The organism is Streptomyces sp. NPDC107581, from assembly GCF_055657175.1.
In genome coordinates this window covers 296,178-313,920 of sequence record NZ_JBVKBH010000001.1, presented here as the reverse complement: position 1 = coordinate 313,920, position 17,743 = coordinate 296,178, and the positions used below count along the sequence as shown (strand labels likewise).

14 protein-coding genes are annotated in these 17,743 nt (G+C 72.5%); 13 read left to right on the top strand and 1 reads right to left on the bottom strand.

Annotated elements, in window-relative coordinates:
• Nucleotides 1–84 precede the first annotated feature (84 nt).
• A complete protein-coding gene (locus ACZ7P3_RS01455) occupies nucleotides 85–2,178 on the top strand; it encodes a hypothetical protein (RefSeq protein ID WP_472078317.1) in 2,094 nt (697 codons plus the stop codon).
• Between the two features lie 364 nt (nucleotides 2,179–2,542).
• Here the strand turns inward: ACZ7P3_RS01455 and ACZ7P3_RS01450 are convergent, their stop codons facing one another.
• Nucleotides 2,543–3,742: a pyridoxal phosphate-dependent aminotransferase gene (locus tag ACZ7P3_RS01450; RefSeq protein WP_472078316.1), complete on the bottom strand. Its 1,200-nt coding sequence runs from the start codon at nucleotides 3,740–3,742 to the stop codon at nucleotides 2,543–2,545.
• Between the two features lie 268 nt (nucleotides 3,743–4,010).
• On the opposite strand from ACZ7P3_RS01450, the gene ACZ7P3_RS01445 reads away from it, so the two are divergent.
• The 12 genes from ACZ7P3_RS01445 to ACZ7P3_RS01390 all read left to right on the top strand — a co-directional run bounded on the left by ACZ7P3_RS01445 (nucleotide 4,011) and on the right by ACZ7P3_RS01390 (nucleotide 17,664).
• On the top strand, nucleotides 4,011–4,391 hold the full coding sequence (locus tag ACZ7P3_RS01445) for a hypothetical protein (RefSeq protein WP_472078315.1): 381 nt from the start codon (nucleotides 4,011–4,013) through the stop codon (nucleotides 4,389–4,391).
• Between the two features lie 964 nt (nucleotides 4,392–5,355).
• Nucleotides 5,356–5,910: a DUF2617 family protein gene (locus ACZ7P3_RS01440; RefSeq protein ID WP_472078314.1), complete on the top strand. Its 555-nt coding sequence runs from the start codon at nucleotides 5,356–5,358 to the stop codon at nucleotides 5,908–5,910.
• Nucleotides 5,911–5,988: 78 nt separating this feature from the next.
• The gene (locus ACZ7P3_RS01435; protein WP_472078313.1) at nucleotides 5,989–7,626 is read left to right on the top strand and encodes a polyamine aminopropyltransferase; all 1,638 of its coding nucleotides are present in this window, start codon (nucleotides 5,989–5,991) and stop codon (nucleotides 7,624–7,626) included.
• Nucleotides 7,627–8,064: 438 nt separating this feature from the next.
• Nucleotides 8,065–9,003 carry an SRPBCC family protein gene (locus ACZ7P3_RS01430; protein ID WP_472078312.1) on the top strand — a complete coding sequence of 313 codons (939 nt, stop codon included), beginning with the start codon at nucleotides 8,065–8,067 and terminating at the stop codon, nucleotides 9,001–9,003.
• Nucleotides 9,004–9,228: 225 nt separating this feature from the next.
• Entirely contained in the window at nucleotides 9,229–10,035 is an 807-nt protein-coding gene (locus ACZ7P3_RS01425; RefSeq protein WP_472078311.1) for an aldose epimerase family protein, read from the top strand.
• Nucleotides 10,036–10,045: 10 nt separating this feature from the next.
• Nucleotides 10,046–10,594 carry an orotate phosphoribosyltransferase gene (gene pyrE, locus ACZ7P3_RS01420; protein WP_472078310.1) on the top strand — a complete coding sequence of 183 codons (549 nt, stop codon included), beginning with the start codon at nucleotides 10,046–10,048 and terminating at the stop codon, nucleotides 10,592–10,594.
• Between the two features lie 146 nt (nucleotides 10,595–10,740).
• A complete protein-coding gene (gene fbaA, locus ACZ7P3_RS01415; protein ID WP_472078309.1) occupies nucleotides 10,741–11,763 on the top strand; it encodes a class II fructose-bisphosphate aldolase in 1,023 nt (340 codons plus the stop codon).
• Between the two features lie 67 nt (nucleotides 11,764–11,830).
• Nucleotides 11,831–13,288: an MFS transporter gene (locus ACZ7P3_RS01410; RefSeq protein WP_472078308.1), complete on the top strand. Its 1,458-nt coding sequence runs from the start codon at nucleotides 11,831–11,833 to the stop codon at nucleotides 13,286–13,288.
• Nucleotides 13,289–13,737: 449 nt separating this feature from the next.
• Nucleotides 13,738–14,151 carry a DUF3151 domain-containing protein gene (locus ACZ7P3_RS01405; RefSeq protein ID WP_472078307.1) on the top strand — a complete coding sequence of 138 codons (414 nt, stop codon included), beginning with the start codon at nucleotides 13,738–13,740 and terminating at the stop codon, nucleotides 14,149–14,151.
• Nucleotides 14,152–14,348: 197 nt separating this feature from the next.
• Nucleotides 14,349–15,197 carry a tryptophan 2,3-dioxygenase family protein gene (locus ACZ7P3_RS01400; protein ID WP_472078306.1) on the top strand — a complete coding sequence of 283 codons (849 nt, stop codon included), beginning with the start codon at nucleotides 14,349–14,351 and terminating at the stop codon, nucleotides 15,195–15,197.
• The gene (gene kynU, locus ACZ7P3_RS01395) at nucleotides 15,190–16,401 is read left to right on the top strand and encodes a kynureninase (RefSeq protein ID WP_472078305.1); all 1,212 of its coding nucleotides are present in this window, start codon (nucleotides 15,190–15,192) and stop codon (nucleotides 16,399–16,401) included. Before ACZ7P3_RS01400 ends, kynU begins: the two co-directional genes overlap by 8 nt.
• 333 nt (nucleotides 16,402–16,734) lie before the next feature.
• Complete coding sequence (locus ACZ7P3_RS01390) at nucleotides 16,735–17,664, top strand: alpha/beta hydrolase (RefSeq protein WP_472078304.1); 930 nt, start codon at nucleotides 16,735–16,737, stop codon at nucleotides 17,662–17,664.
• The last annotated feature ends 79 nt before the right edge of the window (nucleotides 17,665–17,743 follow it).

Below are 17,743 nucleotides of genomic sequence, written 5' to 3'. Positions count from 1 at the left end.
GCTCGTCCTCGGCCGAGTCGACGGCCCTGCTGCGGCGGTAGCGTGGCACGGCAAGGACTGCTACGGACAGGTGGGGCGCGTTTCATGCGGATGCGGTTCGAACCCGAGGCCGAGGAAGAGTTCGAGGCGGCGTGCGGGCTTCTGGTCGACCGGCTCGTCCGGTGGGCCGGGGAGCAGGGGCTGCCGGTGGACGGGTTCATGGCCGAGACGATGCTGGACTACCGGCACCGGGCGACCGCCGACGGCCGACTGGGGCTGTGGGAGTCGCGCCATGTGGAGGAGCTACTGCTCTCCTGGCTTCCCCAGCAGGTGACCGAGCTTCCAGGGGAGGAGTGCGGCGACGCCCCTGGCACCTTGCGGACGTTGCTGAGCCATCTGCACGCGGCGCAATTGGCGGACCCGCGCGGGCCCTCACTCCAGGATTCCGTCGCCGCGGTCGACAGGGTCGCGGAGCAGTATCCGGCGGCGATGGCAGACCGCACTCGCTGGAGTTTGGCGAAGTTCTGGGCGATGACGGCCGCCGAGCAGGGCGTGGACGTCCGGGACGGGGCGGCGTTGCAGCGCTTCGCGGAGCGGGCGCAGAGTGGGGAGGTCGTCTACGACCGGCAGGTCCTCGACGCGATCATGGAACGGCGGCTGACCGGCAACACACTGTCCGGCGCGGATCGGGCCGAGCCGCAGCTGCCCGTGGCGCTTCCACAGGATGACGAACTGCGCCGCCGGGCCGGGGCGTCGAGGACGGTGGCGCAGTTGCGCGGACTCACCGAATGGGCCGGCCAGGACGGGCGCCCCGTGACGGCGACGGGGCGGCTGCGGATGGCAGATGCCCGTGAGTTGGCGGACCTGCTCGGCACCGGTGACAGGACCGAGGGGGTGCGCTCTTCGACTGACCTGCCGCGGCTGGGACTGCTGGTGGAGTGGGCGAAGAAGGCGCGGCTGGTCCGGGTGGCCAAGGGGCGTTTGTATGCGGTGGCCAAGGCCCGGCCGGTGCTGGCCGACCCGCTTCAGTTGTGGCTGCGCGCCTTCGACGCGTGCTTCGAGCTGCGGCAGGCTCTGATCGGGGCGCGCAGCGGCCGGCACGTCGAGTCGATGCTCTTCGATGTCTACGAGGACGTCCTGCAGGATGTGCTGAACACGCTCTACAGCCTGCCGTACCCGATGCCCTGGCCGCGGCTGCGCGACACAGTACACCTGGCCTATCGGACCTTCTTCGAGTTCGACGACGGGGCGGACCTCCAGCACCGGATGTGGTTCGAGCACGCCGACCGGGACCTGCGCACGGTACTCGACCTGCTGGATGACCTCGGCGCGATCGAGTGTGACCGTGGGATGGCCGACCCGGTGTTCGTCGACGTCGATCTCTCCGAGGCCGGACCCGAGCTGCTCGCGGACATGCCGCCGGAGGTCGCGGAGCTGCTGGGTGTCGCGGGGGCGGCGGAGGATCCGGCGGCGCGGGAGCGTGCCGACGCACGGCGTGAGGAGCTGACCGCCGGGCCGGTCGAACTCATCCGTCTCACCGAGCTCGGTACCCGGGCCGTACGGCAGCGGCTGCTGGCGGTCGGCCGCGATGCACCCCTGATCGGTGAACTGGCCCAGGCGTCGGCGGCCGGCCTGCTGGGGGTGCTGGCCGAGGACTACGCCCTGGAGGCCGCCCAGGCGGAGCTGGCGGGCTGGATCATGGAGCGCGGTGAGCGAGAGGCCGCACTGCAACAACTGACCGACGCCGTAAGGACCATGGCTTTCCGTACGCGTGCGCAGGCGATGCTCGGCGTGCTGCTGACGGCGTTGCCCCACGGTGAGGGCGAGCGGCTGCTGCGCACGCTGCGTCGCGACACCCAGCTGGCGCCACTGGCGCTGAACGCGCTGGCGCAGCGTGAGCTGTTGTCTCCCGAGGACATGACCGATGCCGAGCATCTGCTGGTGCTCGCCGAGAACCTGCTCCAGCTCGTGGAGCTGGCGGGCGGCGCAGGCAGCGCTGAGGAGGCGCTGCGCGCCCAGGGCCCCCAGGCCAGAGACGCGATCGTCGCCGCGTTGGACTCCACGCACCCTGACCGGGCCGGACTCGAAGAGCTCGGGCAGTTGGCAGCCCGTGTGCTGCGCGCTTCCGGCACCCGTCTCGGCCGCGCCCGCAACCGCGAGCGCCCTGCCAACAAGAGCGGCCGCAAGCGGCGCCGTTGACCTGCGGCGACACTGCCCAGTGCCGCAGGCGTCGGGTGAGACAGCCACTGGCACGGAGCCCCGGGGAGTCGGTGGGTCCCGGCATCACGCGTCCTCTGCCGCGCGCGCTCCCGTCGGGGGCGTGGCCGCGTGTGGTCGACGCCCGTCTCGGCTTCTCCTTCGATGCCGGATCCACTCCCCGCGGGGTGGCCCGTACGGGCCACCCCTGCCCTTTCTCACGCATGGCCCGGCGAGGTTGGTGCCGGACTCATGACCGGCGACGCCTCCGACGCCGCAGTGTGCGCAGAACCGCCGAACTCCCAGGGTGCTCACCGTTCTTGCCGACGAGGACGCGCGCCTCCCGCGAACCCGAGGCGGCGTGGGTTCAGGGCGCGAGGTGTCGCAGGCGGCTGGTGGCCTCGGCGAGCACGTCGTCCCTCTTGCAGAAGGCGAAGCGGACCTGGCTGCGGCCCGCGTCAGGGTCGTCGTAGAAGACGGAGTTCGGGATGGCGACGACGCCGCAGCGTTCGGGGAGCGTTCGACAGAAGGCGTAGGCGTCCTTCTCACCGAGGGGGGAGATGTCGGTGGTGATGAAGTACGTGCCCCGGGGCTGGTAGACCTCGAACCCGGCCGTCCGCAGGCCGTCACCGAGCAGGTCGCGCTTGCGGCGGAGGTCGGCGCGGAAGTCGTCGAAGTAGGCGTCGGGCAGGGCCAGCGCCTCGGCGATCGCGTACTGGAAGGGACCGGAGGAGACGTACGTCAGGAACTGCTTGACCGCGCGGACCGCGGTGACCAGCTCCGGCGCGGCGGTGACCCAGCCGACCTTCCAGCCGGTGAAGGAGAAGGTCTTCCCGGCCGAGCCGATCGTGACCGTGCGCTCCCGCATCCCGGGGAACGTGGCGAGCGGCAGGTGCTCGGCGTCGTCGAAGACCAGGTGCTCGTAGACCTCGTCCGTCACCACCAGCAGGTCCCGCTCCACCGCCAGCTCGGCGATCGCGGTCAGCTCCGCGCGGGTGAGGACCGTACCCGTCGGGTTGTGCGGGGTGTTGATCAGCAGCAGCCGGGTGCGGTCGGTGACCGCGGCGCGCAGCTCGTCCAGGTCCAGCCGGAAGCCGGAGCTTTCTCCGGAGTGCGGCCGGAGCGTCACCGGCACCCGCCTGCCGCCCGCCATCGCGATGCTCGCCGCGTAGGAGTCGTAGTACGGCTCCAGGGCCACGACCTCGTCACCCGGCTCCAGGAGGGCCAGCAGGGAGGCGGCGATGGCCTCCGTCGCGCCGGCGGTCACCAGCACCTCGGTGTCGGGGTCGTACGACAGTCCGTAGCGGCGCAGCTGGTGCGCGGCGATGGCGGTGCGCAGCTCGGGGACGCCCGGACCCGGCGGGTACTGGTTGCCCCGCCCGTCGCGCAGCGCCCGTACGGCGGCCTCGCGGACCTCCTGCGGGCCGTCCGTGTCCGGGAAGCCCTGGCCCAGGTTGATCGACCCGGTCGACACCGCGAGGGCGGACATCTCGGCGAAGATCGTCGTCCCGAACTCGGCGAGACGGCGGTTGAGGTACGGACGCGCGCTGGAGGTCATGCCGGTCATCCTGCGCCCAAGCTCCGGAGTTCCTCAACCTGCCTTCGCGGATGTGCACCCGCCGTGGTACCCGACGCGCCACTCGTCCGGGCATGCAGGGCCCGTTCGGGCGGCACCTGCGATACGGCGGGTGACACCGCGTCGCCGTTGCACCGGAGCCTCGGCCCATTGAGCCGGACCGTTGTAATGAATCGGTAAGATGATCTTGGCCGTCGCCAGGGGCAGGGTCTGCCTACGATTCCAACGCGCAAGCCTGCGTCGACGGTTGGGGAGAACGATGAAGAAGAACATGGTGAAGACGTGGTCGGCCCGGGTGGTGGCCACCGCGATGGTCGCGGCGGGCGCCGCGCTGCTCCCGGCCGCCGGCGCGCAGGCAGCCACGTCGGGCATCTTCAGCGTCTGCAACAACGGAGCGAACTTCGATGTCCAGGCGGAGCTCCCGCCTCGTCCCGGCGACGACGGAGCCAAGACCCCGTGGGTGGCCCGCGGACGTTGCTCCATCATCCCCGTGTTCCACGAGAACTGGCGGGTCGTGATCCGTGCGCGGAACTCGAGCGGGCAGACGTACCAGGTCGCCGACTTCACCTTCCCCGGTAAGAACGGCGTCAATGTCAACGTCAGGGGCTCCTACGGATCCGTCAAGTGGGCCCGGAGCTGAACCTGCGCTTTTTCCGGGACGCCGAGTGCCACAGACCGGAATCGACGGCTGAGGCGAATTCCTCGTGGAACGCCGTGAGGTTTCCCTGGCCGGCGCAATTCCCGGGAAGACCGTGGCCCACGGACGGCCCGGTGCGGCACGGACGGCCCCTGCCCTGCGCTTCTGCGCAGGGCAGGGGCCATTTCGCTGGAGGGACCCTCAGAACTTCCTCAACTCTGCTTTGAGCCTGTGCAGGGCCGGGAATCCCTCGCTCACCGCACGAGAGGCGGCAACCGGCGAGGCGCCCACGGGGGGCCGCTTCGGGGGAACGGAAAGAAGGTGACGTCACATGGGCACCGTCTTCGTGGTGGCGGCGATCGTGGTCATCTGCCTGTTGGCCGCCGCGTCCAGGGCAGGCAGGGCAGGACGCGGCGCGGGGGGCCGCAAGCGGCGTTCCGGCTCGTGGTCCTCGGCGTCCGCGGGCAGCAGCAGCTGGTGGGCCGGCGGGTCGGACGGCGGATCGTCGTCCGGCGGTCACCACTCGGGCGGTCACCACTCCGGCGGCCACCACTCCTGCGGGGGCGGCCATTCGTGCGGAGGCCACTCGTCCTGCGGCGGGGGTTCCTCGTGCGGCGGCGGAGGCGGATGCGGCGGAGGCAGCTGACACGGGGCAGCTGAGCTTCCCGCTCTGGGGGCCCGCCGGGGAAGGCGACCGGCGGGCTCTCGGCCGTCGCGTGTGTGTTCGCGGCGTGCGCCCGGCGTACGCCATAGTTGAACAGTTGAGCTGTGGAGCCCTCTGAGGGATGGAAACCCCACGAAGTTGGGTAAAAACGCTGTGGCGGCGCCACTGTCCATGATTCCCTCTAAAACACCTACGCAGCCCCTCGGACGTCCCGCAGACTCCCCTCCCCGGCCGGGCCGGCTGGGCTGACCGGGCTGACATGGCCGAACTCCCCCCATCTTTGCGTGTTAGCGGAGCCGATCCATGCTCACGACCCTGAACACCTCCTACACCGATACGCGTGCCGCCGACCTCGCCTGGGCGCTCGGGCGCGAGCCGCTCCCCGCCCTGGCCACCCTCGATCTGGAACTGACCGGGGCGAAGCTCCAGTTGAGACTGCTCGGCGCATCCCACCAGGTACTGCTGGAGGAGGAGCGGGGCAGCTGTTCGGAGACGGTCGCGTGCATCCCCGGATCCAGCACCCCTCTTCCGCTGGGCGTGGCCAAGCGGGTCGGCGACTGGGAGTACGAGTTCGCGGCGCGCGTCGAGGTGCTGACACCGGGCTCGTTCGCGGGCCGCGCCCAGGAGTTGCTGGCCCTCGTCTCCGAGCATCCGCACGGCCTCGCCGGCGTCTTCCCCGGCAGCCCGCACGCCTTCACCGCGATGCTGGCCCAGCGGTACGAGGGCCAGGTGCACTGGCGCACCTGGCACGCCTACCCGCAGGACGGGCAGTTGGTGGCGACGCGCACGCGCGTCGGGGAACGGGTGCCCGCGGGCCCGGCGGACCGGAGCGCGCCCCATGCGTCCCGGACGCCATAAACCCCGATACGTCAACTGCCCTCAGTTCCACACGTGTGGGTGACGAAGCGTACCGAGCATGTGACGTAACGTCGCAACGTGATCGAACCGCACGCCCCCGCGCGCCCGGGTGCTTCGCCCTGGACCGGCCCCGCACGGCTGCCCGTCCGGCCGGGCACCGGACGGTTCCTGGTCCTCGTGTGTGTCTTCGTCTGCGCGGCCTGCGGACTGGTGTACGAACTCGAACTCGTCGCGTTCGCCTCGTACTTGATGGGTGACTCGGTCACCCAGGCCTCCGTCGTGCTGTCCGTGATGGTCTTCGCGATGGGCATCGGCTCCCTCGGCGCCAAGCGGCTGCGCTGGCACGCGGCCGCCGGCTTCGGCGCGATCGAGACCACCCTCGCGCTGGTCGGCGGGTGCAGCGCGATGGCGCTGTACGCCGTCTTCGCCTGGACCGGCGGCTGGGGCGGGCTGTGGGCCGTCGGACCGCGCTGTCTGCTGGTCGCCTTCTCGCTCGCCATCGGCCTGCTCATCGGCGCCGAAGTGCCCCTGCTGATGGAGCTGATCCAGCGCATCCGCCGCCAGGACGCGGGCGGCGCGGTCGCCGACCTCTTCGCCGCGGACTACGTGGGCGCGCTGGTCGGCGGCCTTGCCTTCCCCTTCCTTCTCCTGCCCTTCCTGGGCCAGTTGACCGGCGCGCTGCTCACCGGCACGGTCAACGTCGTCGCCGGGGGCGCCCTGGTCCTCGGCCTGTTCCGCCGCGACCTGACCCGCCGCGCCCGCTGGACACTGCTCGTCGCCGGTCTCGTCGTCCTCGGCGTGCTCGCCTCCGCGGTCGCCCTCGCCGGTGACTTCGAACGGGCGGCCCGGCGCGCGGTGTACGGCAAGGACGTACGGGTCGCACTCCAGACCGATGTGCAGGAGGTGGTCCTCGCCGGCGGCACCCACGGCCGTCCCCTCGACCTCTTCCTGGACGGCCGGCTGCGGGTCGGCGGCCGCGACGAGCGCCGCTACCACGAGGCCCTGGTCCACCCCGCGATGGCGGGCCCGCACGCGCGCGTGCTCATCCTGGGCGGCGGCGACGGCCTGGCCGCCCGCGAAGTCCTCCGGTACGGGGGCGTGCGCGCCGTCGACGTCGTCGAACTCGACGCCGGCCTGATCGGGCTCGCCCGCCACGACCCCGGCCTGTCCGCGCTCAACGGCCACGCCTACGACGACCCGCGCGTCCGGGTCACGACCGCCGACGCGCTCACCTGGCTGCGCGGGGCCCCCGAGGCGGGGTACGACGTCGTGATCGCGGATCTGCCCGATCCCGGCATCACCGCCAGCACCAAGCTGTACTCGCAGGAGTTCTACGGCCTGGCCCGCCGCGTCCTCGCCCCCGGCGGCCGGCTCGTGGTCCACGCCGGCCCCGTCGCCGCCCGCCCCCGCGCGTTCTGGACGGTGGCCGCGACCCTGCGCGCATCCGGTTTCGCCACGTCCCCCTACCGGGTCCTCGGCCACGACTCCGGCTTCCCGGCCGGCCCCGACCGCTCCGCGGGCGCGTCCCGGGCCCCGCACGACTGGGGTTTCCTCCTGGCGGCCCCCGGCCCCTCGGTCCCCCGCCTCACCCTCGACCGGAGCGACCCCCGCCCCCGAACCCTGACCCGGTCCACCCTGACCGCGGACGCCCGAGCAGCCTCCCGCACCCGGATCCGCGGCCTGCCGGCGTCGACACTGGTGCACCCGCGCTACTGAGGCCCTTTCCCGCCCGCCCGAGTCGACCCTCTCCGCGCCCCTGAGCCGTCCTCCCGCCCGCCTGCCCGAGTCCGCCGCTCTCTGCCCTGTCGCGAACCTGTCGAGCTTGTCGAGTGGGTGTGCTGCCCGTCCGTGGGGGTCGGTGTGCTGCCCGCCTGTCCGTGTCCGCTGCTTTCCGCCCCGTCGAGTGGGTGTGCTGCCTGTTCGTGGGGGTCGGTGTGCTGCCCGCTTGTCCGTGTCCGCTGCTTTGCGCCCCGTCGAGTGGGTGTGCTGTCCGTCAGTCCGAGTCGGCGCTGTTCTCGGGGGGCCCGGTGGCCCTTTCTTCTCGACTTCTTCTCGACCGGCCGAGTCGGTGGGTGGGTGGGTGGAGCAGGGGGACGGGGCGGAGGTCGCCGCGGGAGGGTACGTTCCGGCTACGACTGGGTAGGCTCAGCCGACATGGAGCACCATGTCTTCGTCCCGGCTCCGCCAGACCGGCTGAGGGCAGCCCTCGCCGACCCCGCCCGGGTGGCCGGCGCGGTCCCCGGCCTCCAGCAGGACGCCGGTGCCGAACCTGTCGCCGGACGCCTGAAACTGAGGGTCGGCGGCCACTCCGTCACCTACCGCGGCGCCCTTCGCGTCACGCCCCGCGCGGACGGTACGTACACCATCGAGGGCGACGCCACGGAGGCCCGTGGCACCGGCAGCGTCAAACTCGCGCTCACCCTGCGCCTCGCCGGCACCGAGGACGGCACCACCGTCACGGTCGAGGCGGCGGCGGACGCGGACGGACGCATCGCGGAACTCCCGAAGGACGCGCTCGACTCCGCGCTGACCCGTCTGCTGAACCGCTTCGTGGCGGCCTTGGCGGAGAGCCCGGAGAGCCCGGAGAGCCCGGAGAACCCGGCCGGCCGGCCCGCGCACCCGCCGGGGACCGAACCCGGGTCCGGGACCGAACCCGGGTCCGGGACGGAAGCCGGGGCCGGGCAGGAACCCGGGTCCGGGCCAGGCGCGGAACCCCGCTCGGAAGCCGGGCACGCCTCCGTCTTCGACACCGAGGTCCCCCCGCCGTCCCTCGACCCCGCCGCGGACGACACCGCAGCCCCGCACCCGGCGGACGCGTACCCGGCGGCCGAGTTCAGCGCCGACGACGACCGCGGCGCCGACGACTTCGCCGGCACGGGCGTGCCGCCCGCCGAGGCCGCGCACGCCCGCCGGACGATGATCGGCCGCAGCGCGGAGGAGGTCGACCACGCACCGCCGCGCGGCCGCTACGCCCCCGTCCCGGCCCCCCAGACCGTCGCGGGCAACCCGGCCCTGCGCTGGGCGGCCCCCGCGGCGGCCCTCGCCCTGGCCTCGGCGATCGTGGTCGGCCGCGCCCTGCGCAGACGCCGCTAGCCGCGCCCTGCGCAGACGCCGCCAACCGCGCGCGCCCCGTGCAGACGCCCCTGGCCGCGCCCTGCGCAGACGCCGCCAACCGCGCGCGCCGCGCGGAGACGCCCCTGGCCGCCCCCTGCGCAGACGCCGCCGAAGACCGCCACCGCCGCCAGAGTCCGCAACCGCCGTCAGGGAGAGCGTGTCGAGAGGTGAACGCCCTCTTGATCGCCCCAGTAGGGTCGTCCCGTGAGTAACGAAGACATCACGCTGACCGCGGGCGACGCGGAAGTGAGCGTGCTGCCCGGCAACGGCGGCCGTATCGGTGGGCTCCGGATCGGCGGCGTGGAGCTGCTGCGGCAGGGCGAGCGCTACGGCTGTTTCCCGATGGTGCCCTGGTGCGGGCGGATCCGGGAGGGCCGCTTCCTGGACGGCGCCACCGTCCGCCAGATGCCCCTCAACTCCCCGCCGCACGCCATCCACGGCACCGTGCGCGACGGCGCCTGGAGGACCGCCCGCACCTCGGCGCACGAGGCGGTCATGACATGCGAACTGGCCGACCCCTGGCCGCATCCCGGCCGGGTCACCCAGATCGTCACGCTGACCGAGGACAGCCTGACGCTGGCGATGTCCGTGGAGACGTACGACTCCTCCTTCCCGGCGCAGATCGGCTGGCACCCCTGGTTCAACCGGACCCTCGCGGGCGAGGACGGTGCGGTCGGCGCGGAGGCCCGGCTGGACTTCACGCCGGCCTGGCAGGAGGAGCGCGGCGCCGACCACCTGCCCACCGGCAACCGCATCGATCCGAAGCCCGGCCCCTGGGACGACTGCTTCGGCATGCCCGGCGGCGTCGACGTCATCCTCACCTGGCCCGGGCAGCTGGAGCTGAAGGTGGCCAGCCGCGAGGAGTGGGTGGTCGTCTACGACGAGCAGGCCGAGGCCGTCTGCGTGGAGCCGCAGACCGGTCCGCCCAACGGCCTGAACACCCTGCCGCGCCTGGTCACACCGGTGGAGCCGCTGGAGGCGGCGACCACCTGGAGCTGGCGCCGCATCTAAGCTGGTCGGCATGACGGACGTACGTGGCGAGCTGCTGCAGCAGATCAAGGACAAGGCCGTGGTGCACGGCAAGGTGACCCTGTCGTCGGGCAAGGAAGCCGACTACTACATCGACCTTCGCCGGATCACGCTGGACGGCGAGGCCGCGCCGCTGGTCGGTCAGGTCATGCTCGACCTGACCGCCGAGCTGGACTTCGAGGCCGTCGGCGGGCTGACGCTGGGCGCCGACCCGGTGGCCACCGCGATGCTGCACGCCTCCGCCGCGCGCGGGAAGGTCCTCGACGCCTTCGTGGTCCGCAAGGCGGGCAAGGCGCACGGCCTGCAGCGCCGTATCGAGGGCGCCGAGGTCGAGGGCCGCCGGGTGCTGGCCGTCGAGGACACGTCCACCACCGGCGGCTCCGTGCTGACCGCCGTGGAGGCGCTGCGGGAGGCCGGCGCGGAGGTCGTCGCCGTCGCCACGATCGTGGACCGGGCGACCGGCGCGGCCGAGGCGGTCGCCGAGCAGGCGGGGGTGCCGTACGTCTTCGCCTTCTCGAAGGATGAACTGGGTCTGGACTGACGCGCGCCTTTGACCTGGACTTGACCGGGGCGCCGACCATGGCGTCAGGTCTGGAAAGATGGGGCCGACGACGACGTCACACCCCCAGGTCTAGGTCAGGGCCGTAGTACGCAGAACGCCAACCCGCACACTCAAGGAGCGGACAGATGCCCATCGCAACCCCCGAGGTCTACAACGAGATGCTCGACCGGGCGAAGGCAGGCAAGTTCGCCTACCCGGCCATCAACGTCACCTCGACGCAGACCCTGCATGCGGCGCTGCGCGGCTTCGCGGAGGCGGAGAGCGACGGCATCGTCCAGATCTCCACGGGTGGTGCCGAGTTCCTCGGCGGCCAGTACAGCAAGGACATGGTGAGCGGCGCGGTCGCGCTCGCCGAGTTCGCGCACATCGTCGCCGAGAAGTACCCGGTCAACATCGCCCTGCACACCGACCACTGCCCGAAGGACAAGCTCGACGGGTACGTGCGTCCGCTGCTCGCGATCTCCGAGGAGCGCGTCAAGGCCGGCCGCAACCCGCTGTTCCAGTCGCACATGTGGGACGGCTCCGCCGAGACCCTGGCCGACAACCTGGCCGTCGCGCAGGAGCTGCTGGAGCTGGCCCGCCGGGCCAACATCATCCTCGAGGTGGAGATCACCCCGACCGGTGGCGAGGAGGACGGTGTCTCGCACGAGATCAACGACTCCCTCTACACCACGGTCGACGACGCGATCCGCACCGCCGAGGCGCTGGGCCTGGGCGAGAAGGGCCGTTACCTGCTGGCCGCCTCCTTCGGCAACGTCCACGGTGTGTACAAGCCGGGCAACGTCGTGCTCCGCCCCGAGCTGCTGAAGGAGCTGAACGAGGGCGTCGCCGCCCGGTTCGGCAAGGAGTCCCCCTTCGACTTCGTCTTCCACGGCGGCTCCGGCTCCACCGAGCAGGAGATCCTGACCGCGCTGGAGAACGGCGTCGTGAAGATGAACCTCGACACCGACACCCAGTACGCCTTCACCCGTCCGGTCGCCGACCACATGTTCAAGAACTACGACGGCGTCCTGAAGGTCGACGGCGAGGTCGGCAACAAGAAGGCCTACGACCCGCGCACCTGGGGCAAGCTGGCCGAGGCGTCCATGGCCAAGCGTGTCGTCGAGGCCACCCAGAACCTGCGCTCGGCGGGCAACAAGATCAAGTAACCCGTCGTACGACGGCTGAACGGCGGACCCGGTGCCACGGCACCGGGTCCGCTGTATACCTGGAACCATGCCCGACGTCAGGCTGGCCTCGCCCCAGGGCAAATGGATCCTGTTCACCACCGTCCTCGGCTCCAGCATGGCGATGCTGGACTCGACCGTCGTCAACGTGGCGCTCCCGACCATCGGCCGCGACCTCGACGCGAGCCTGTCCGCGCTGCAGTGGACCGTCAACGCGTACATGGTCACGCTGGCCGGCCTGATCCTGCTGGGCGGCTCGCTGGGGGACCGCTACGGCCGCCGGAAGATCTTCGTGCTCGGGGTGGTCTGGTTCGCCTCGGCCTCCCTGCTGTGCGGCCTGGCCCCGAGCGCCGGGGTCCTCAACGTCGCGCGCGCCCTGCAGGGCGTCGGCGGCGCGCTCCTCACCCCCGGCTCGCTCGCGCTCATCCAGGCCTCCTTCCACCCGGACGACCGCAGCCGGGCGGTCGGCCTCTGGTCCGGCTTCGGCGGCATCGGAGGAGCCGTGGGCCCCTTTCTGGGCGGCTGGCTGGTGGACGGCCCCGGCTGGCGCTGGGTCTTCCTGCTCAACGTGCCGCTGGCCCTGCTGTGCGTCCCCGTCGCGCTCCGCCACGTCCCGGAGTCGTCCGACAGCCGCGCCCACGGCCGTTTCGATGTGCTCGGCGCGGCCCTGGGCGCCCTGGCGCTGGCCCTGCTGACGTACGCCCTGATCGAGGCCGGACAGGGCTTCTCGCCGGCCGTGACCGTGAGCGCGGCGGCGGGCCTGGCCGCCGCGCTGGCCTTCGTCCAGGTCGAGAGACACCGCCCGGACCCGATGCTCCCGCCGGACATCTTCGCCTCGCGCCAGTTCACCGTGGTCAACCTGGTCACCCTGTGCGTGTACGCGGCCTTCGGCGGCTTCTTCTTCCTCACCGCGCTCCAGCTCCAGGTGGTGGCCGGCTACTCGGCCCTGCAGGCCGGTACGGCCCTGCTCCCGACGACGGCCCTGATGCTGCTGTTCTCGGCCCGCTCCGGCGCGCTGGCCGACCGTACGGGGCCGCGGCTGCCGCTGACCGTCGGGCCCCTGCTGTGCGCGGCGGCGATGCTGCTGATGCTGCGGGTGGGGCCGGACGCGAATTACCTGACGGACGTGCTGCCCGCCGTGGTGGTGATGGGCGCCGGGCTGGTGACGGTGGTCGCTCCGCTGACCGCCACGGTTCTCGCCTCCGTCGACACCGCGCGGGCGGGTCTGGCCAGCGGGGTCAACAACGCGGCGGCCCGTGCGGCGGGTCTGATCGCCGTGGCCGCGCTGCCGCTGCTGGCGGGCATGGGGCCGGAGGCGTACCGCTCCGCGGCGGCGTTCGACGCGGCGTTCGGGCGGGCGATGCCGATCTGTGCGGGGGTGCTGGTGGCCGGGTCCGCGCTGGCCTTCGCGCTGGTGCGGAATCCGGGCCCGGACTGCCGGCGGCCGGAGTGCAGGACCCATGGGTGCGTGGTGGCTCCGCCGCTGGAGCGGGGGCGCCGTCCGTAGCTCCGGGCTGCGGCTGCGGGGCTGTGGGGGCCGGTTTGCGCGGTTCCCCGCGGCCCTGGGGGCTGCCGTGGTGTTGGTCGTACGGCTGATGTGGGTGCCTGTGCGGGGGTGCTCGCCGTGTCCGGCTGCGGCTTCGTGGGGGCCGGTTTGCGCAGTTCCCCGCGCCCCTAAGGGGTTGCTGTGACCTTGGCTGTGTTGGTGCTGTGGGTTTGTGGGCGGCTTCGGATCGTCGTGTTCGGCTGCGGGTTCGTGGGGGCTGGTCGCGCAGTTCCCCGCGCCCCTGGGGGGTTGCTGTGACCTTGGCTGTTTCGCGCGCCCCTGGGGGTTGTCGTGACCTTGGTTGTTTCGCGCTCCTGGGGGGCGTGAGCTTGGCTGTTTCGTGCGCCCCTCGGGGCTGCCGTGGCCTTGGTGTGGGGGCTCTGGGGGGTCGGGTGCGGGAAACTGGGGGTATGTCGATTCACGAGAACCTCCTCGGCGGTCCGCCTCCGACCCACCTTCCCGATGACCCGGAGCCCCGTGAGCTGCTTGCTCAGGGCACCGCCCCCGCGGACGTCGCCGCCAAGTACCCCACCTCCTCGCTCGCCTGGGCCCAGCTGGCCGACGAGGCGTTCGAGCGGGGATCGGTCGTGGAGTCGTACGCCTACGCCCGTACGGGCTACCACCGCGGCCTGGACTCCCTGCGCCGCAACGGCTGGAAGGGCCACGGCCCGGTCCCATGGGAGCACGAGCCCAACCGCGGCTTCCTGCGCGCCCTGCACGGGCTGGCCCGCGCCGCCCAGGCGATCGGCGAGCAGGAGGAGTACGAGCGCTGCTCGCAGTTCCTGAAGGACTCCTCCCCGACGGCGGCCCAGACCCTGGGCTGACCCCGGACCGACCCCGGGCCGGCCCGCAGGGGAGATACCGGGCCGGCCCGTACGGGAGATGCCAGTGTGGCCCGTCTGGCTGCAGACGGGCCTTGCCGTATCCGATGGGATTACGGAGGATTCCGCTTGGGGACCGGGGCCCCCGTGTCGGCATCGGCAGGGGCGGACCGCTACCCGGAGTAACACAGGAGACAGCGATGTCCCAACAGGCTCACCCCCTTTCCGAGGCCACTGAGCCCGAGACCCCGCATCTCGACTTCGCGGGCACGACGCCGTACGAGGACTACGTCAAGGCGGACGTGCTCACGCACCTCCAGCAGACCCTCTCCGAGGACCCCGGCGAGATGGTCTTCCTGGTGACGACCCAGGTCATGGAGTTGTGGTTCACGGTGATCGTGCACGAGTGGGAGACCGCCGCGAAGGCGCTCCGCTCGGACGACGTGCCCACCGCCGTGGCCGCGCTCAAGCGCTCCGTACGGGAGCTGGAGGCCCTGAACGCCTCCTGGAGGCCGCTCGGCCAGCTCACCCCGGCGCAGTTCAACTCCTACCGCTCGGCCCTCGGCGAAGGCTCCGGCTTCCAGTCGGCGATGTACCGCCGCATGGAGTTCCTGCTCGGCGAGAAGTCCGCGTCCATGCTGGTCCCGCACCGCGGCGCCCCGCGCGTCCACGCGGAGCTGGAGAAGGCCCTGCACGAGCCGAGCCTGTACGACGAGGTCCTGCGGCTGCTCGCGCGCCACGGCCACCCGGTCCCGGCCTCCGTCCTGCAGCGGGACGTGGCGCAGCGCTACGAGCCCTCCGACGCCGTGGAATCGGTCTGGTCGGCGGTCTACTCCGGCGACCAGGACGCCGAGGCCGCCCGCCTCGGCGAGGCGCTCACCGACGTCGCCGAACTGGTGTGGCGATGGCGCAACGACCACCTGGTCGCCACCCGCCGTGCGATGGGCGCCAAGCCCGGCACGGGCGGCTCGGCCGGCGTGGCCTGGCTGGAGAAGCGCGCCCGCAAGAACGTTTTCCCCGAGCTGTGGACGGCGAGGTCCCATGTCTGAGCCGGTGCTGCGCGCGCGGAAGCTGGACGCGGCGGACGAACTGGCCCCGCTGCGCTCGCGCTTCGTCCTCGACACCGGGTCGGACGAGACGGCCGGGCCCGCGGGCGTCTATCTGGACGGCAACTCGCTCGGCGCCCTGCCGGCGAACGTGCCGGGCCGCATCGAGGACGTCGTCCGCCGGCAGTGGGGCGAGCTGCGCATCCGCTCCTGGGACGAGAGCGGCTGGTGGACGGCGCCCGAGCGGATCGGCGACCGGATCGCCCCGCTGGTGGGTGCCGCGCCGGGCCAGGTCGTCGTGGGCGACTCCACAAGTGTCAATGTATTCAAGGCACTTGTGGCGGCGGTCCGGATGGCGGGCGAGAGCCGCGACGAGATCCTGGTCGACGCGACGACGTTCCCCACGGACGGCTACATCGCCGAGTCGGCGGCCCGTATGACCGGCCGCAGGCTGCGGGCGCTCACCCCGTCGCAGGTGCCCGCGGCGCTGAGCGACCGTACGGCGGCGGTCCTGCTGAACCACGTCGACTACCGCAGCGGACGGCTGCACGACCTGCCCGCCCTCACCGCCGCGATCCACGCGTCCGGTGCGCTCGCCGTCTGGGACCTGTGCCACAGCGCGGGCGCGCTGCCGGTCGGCCTGGACGAGCACGGGGTCGACCTGGCGGTCGGCTGCACCTACAAGTACCTGAACGGCGGGCCCGGTTCGCCCGCGTACCTCTACGTCCGCCGCGAACTGCAGGACCGCTTCGACTCCCCGCTCCCCGGCTGGAACTCCCACGCCGAGCCCTTCGGCATGAGCCCGTCGTACGCCCCGGCACCGGGCGCCGTGCGCGGTCGCGTCGGCACGCCCGACATCCTCTCCATGCTGGCCCTGGAGGCGGCCCTGGACGTCTGGGACGACGTCTCGGTCCCCGCGGTCCGCGCCAAGTCCCTGGCCCTGACGGACTTCTTCCTGGAGTGCGTCACGGCGTACACCGAGCCGGACCGGGTCGTCTGCGTGACTCCGCGGGCGCACGGCGAGCGCGGCAGCCAGATCGCCCTGCGCTGCCCCGACGCGGGCGAGGTGATGAAGCGCCTGATCGCCCGGGGTGTCGTGGGCGACTTCCGCCACCCCGACGTCCTCCGCTTCGGCTTCACCCCGCTGTACGTCGGCTTCGGCGACGTGGAACGAGCGGCCCGGGTGCTCGGGGAGGTGCTCGGGTAGCGGAACGGGTACCCGGCCGGGGCCCGGCGGATACGCAGCCGGGTTCCGGCGGGTGCGCAGCCGGGGCCCAGTGGATACGTAGCCAGGGCCGGGCGGATACGCAGCCGGGTCCCGGCGGGTACCCGACGGGCACGGAACGGGGGCCGTGGGGCGGGGCGCGATGGTGCCCTGCCCCCGCCGCCCCGTGCACACGCGCCGCAGAACCGTTTACCCTCACCCTCCGTGACAACCCCATGTCCTCGCACGTCACCAGCCTGATACCGTCCCCGCCAACGGCCGACGTGGTTTTCCGCCTGGTCCGCCAAAACCGTTCTGTCGCTGAGAGGTTGGAGCATGCCGGACGACGCCGCAGCAGCCCGCGCCGCCGCCGAAGAGGAGTCGGCCTTCTCGCACCCTCCGGTCGCCCCCGACGCCACCGCCGCATACGGTGACCACCCCGACCAGGTGATCGACTTCTACGCTCCCCGTACCGACACCGCCTCCGCCCCCCTGGTGGTCGTCCTGCACGGCGGAGCCTGGCGCGCCCGCTACGACCGTCTCCATGTCACCCCCTTCGCGGACTACCTGGCCCGCAGGGGCTTCGCCGTGGCCAACGTGGAGTACCGCAGGGGCGGCGCCCCCCTGATCCCCGCCCAGCCCACGGCACCCGCGTCGGCAGCCGGCGCGTCGGCGGACACCGGTGCCGAGCCCCCGGTCCCCCCGGCCGGCCGCTGGCCCGACACCTTCGACGACGTGGCCGCCGCCCTCGACGACCTGCCCGCCCTCGTCCGCAAGGCGCTCCCGCAGGCCGACCCGCGTCGCACGGTGCTCACCGGTCACTCGGCGGGCGGCCACCTGGCCCTGTGGGCCGCGGCCCGCCATGTCCTGCCCGCCGACGCCCCCTGGCGCACCGACGGCCCGGCCCTGCTGCGCGGTGTCGTCGCCCTCGCCCCGATCGCGGACTTCGCGGTGGCGGAGAAACTGGACGTCTGCGGCAACGCCGCGCTGCAACTCCTCGGGGGCCACGACCGGTTCGCCGAGCGCCGGCCGTACGCCGATCCCGTGCTGCTCCTCCCGACGGGCATCGCGACCACCCTGGTCCAGGGCCGTGCGGACCTGGAAGTGCCGTATCCGGTGGCCGAGTCGTACGCGGACGCGGCGGCGAAGGCGGGCGAGGTGGCGGGCCTGACGCTGCTGGAGGACGTGGGCCACTTCCCGCTGATCGACCCGGCGGCGGACGCGTGCGCCGTGGTGGCGGAGGAGATCGCCCAGCTCGCCTGGTGAGGCACCCGGTTCCCCCGTAGGGGCCGGCCCCGGTCATACCCGTAGTACCTGAGAGCTACTCCGCAGGACAGCTCCCTGG

Bases quoted from the DNA above. Each gene is read 5' to 3' on its own strand.
- ACZ7P3_RS01430 (WP_472078312.1), top strand. From the start codon at position 8,065: ATGGAGCACCATGTCTTCGTCCCGGCTCCGCCAGACCGGCTGAGGGCA.
- ACZ7P3_RS01390 (WP_472078304.1), top strand. From the start codon at position 16,735: ATGCCGGACGACGCCGCAGCAGCCCGCGCCGCCGCCGAAGAGGAGTCG.
- ACZ7P3_RS01405 (WP_472078307.1), top strand. From the start codon at position 13,738: ATGTCGATTCACGAGAACCTCCTCGGCGGTCCGCCTCCGACCCACCTT.
- ACZ7P3_RS01455 (WP_472078317.1), top strand. From the start codon at position 85: ATGCGGATGCGGTTCGAACCCGAGGCCGAGGAAGAGTTCGAGGCGGCG.
- ACZ7P3_RS01410 (WP_472078308.1), top strand. From the start codon at position 11,831: ATGCCCGACGTCAGGCTGGCCTCGCCCCAGGGCAAATGGATCCTGTTC.
- ACZ7P3_RS01400 (WP_472078306.1), top strand. From the start codon at position 14,349: ATGTCCCAACAGGCTCACCCCCTTTCCGAGGCCACTGAGCCCGAGACC.
- pyrE (WP_472078310.1), top strand. From the start codon at position 10,046: ATGACGGACGTACGTGGCGAGCTGCTGCAGCAGATCAAGGACAAGGCC.
- fbaA (WP_472078309.1), top strand. From the start codon at position 10,741: ATGCCCATCGCAACCCCCGAGGTCTACAACGAGATGCTCGACCGGGCG.
- ACZ7P3_RS01440 (WP_472078314.1), top strand. From the start codon at position 5,356: ATGCTCACGACCCTGAACACCTCCTACACCGATACGCGTGCCGCCGAC.
- ACZ7P3_RS01450 (WP_472078316.1), bottom strand. From the start codon at position 3,742: ATGACCGGCATGACCTCCAGCGCGCGTCCGTACCTCAACCGCCGTCTC.
- kynU (WP_472078305.1), top strand. From the start codon at position 15,190: ATGTCTGAGCCGGTGCTGCGCGCGCGGAAGCTGGACGCGGCGGACGAA.
- ACZ7P3_RS01445 (WP_472078315.1), top strand. From the start codon at position 4,011: ATGAAGAAGAACATGGTGAAGACGTGGTCGGCCCGGGTGGTGGCCACC.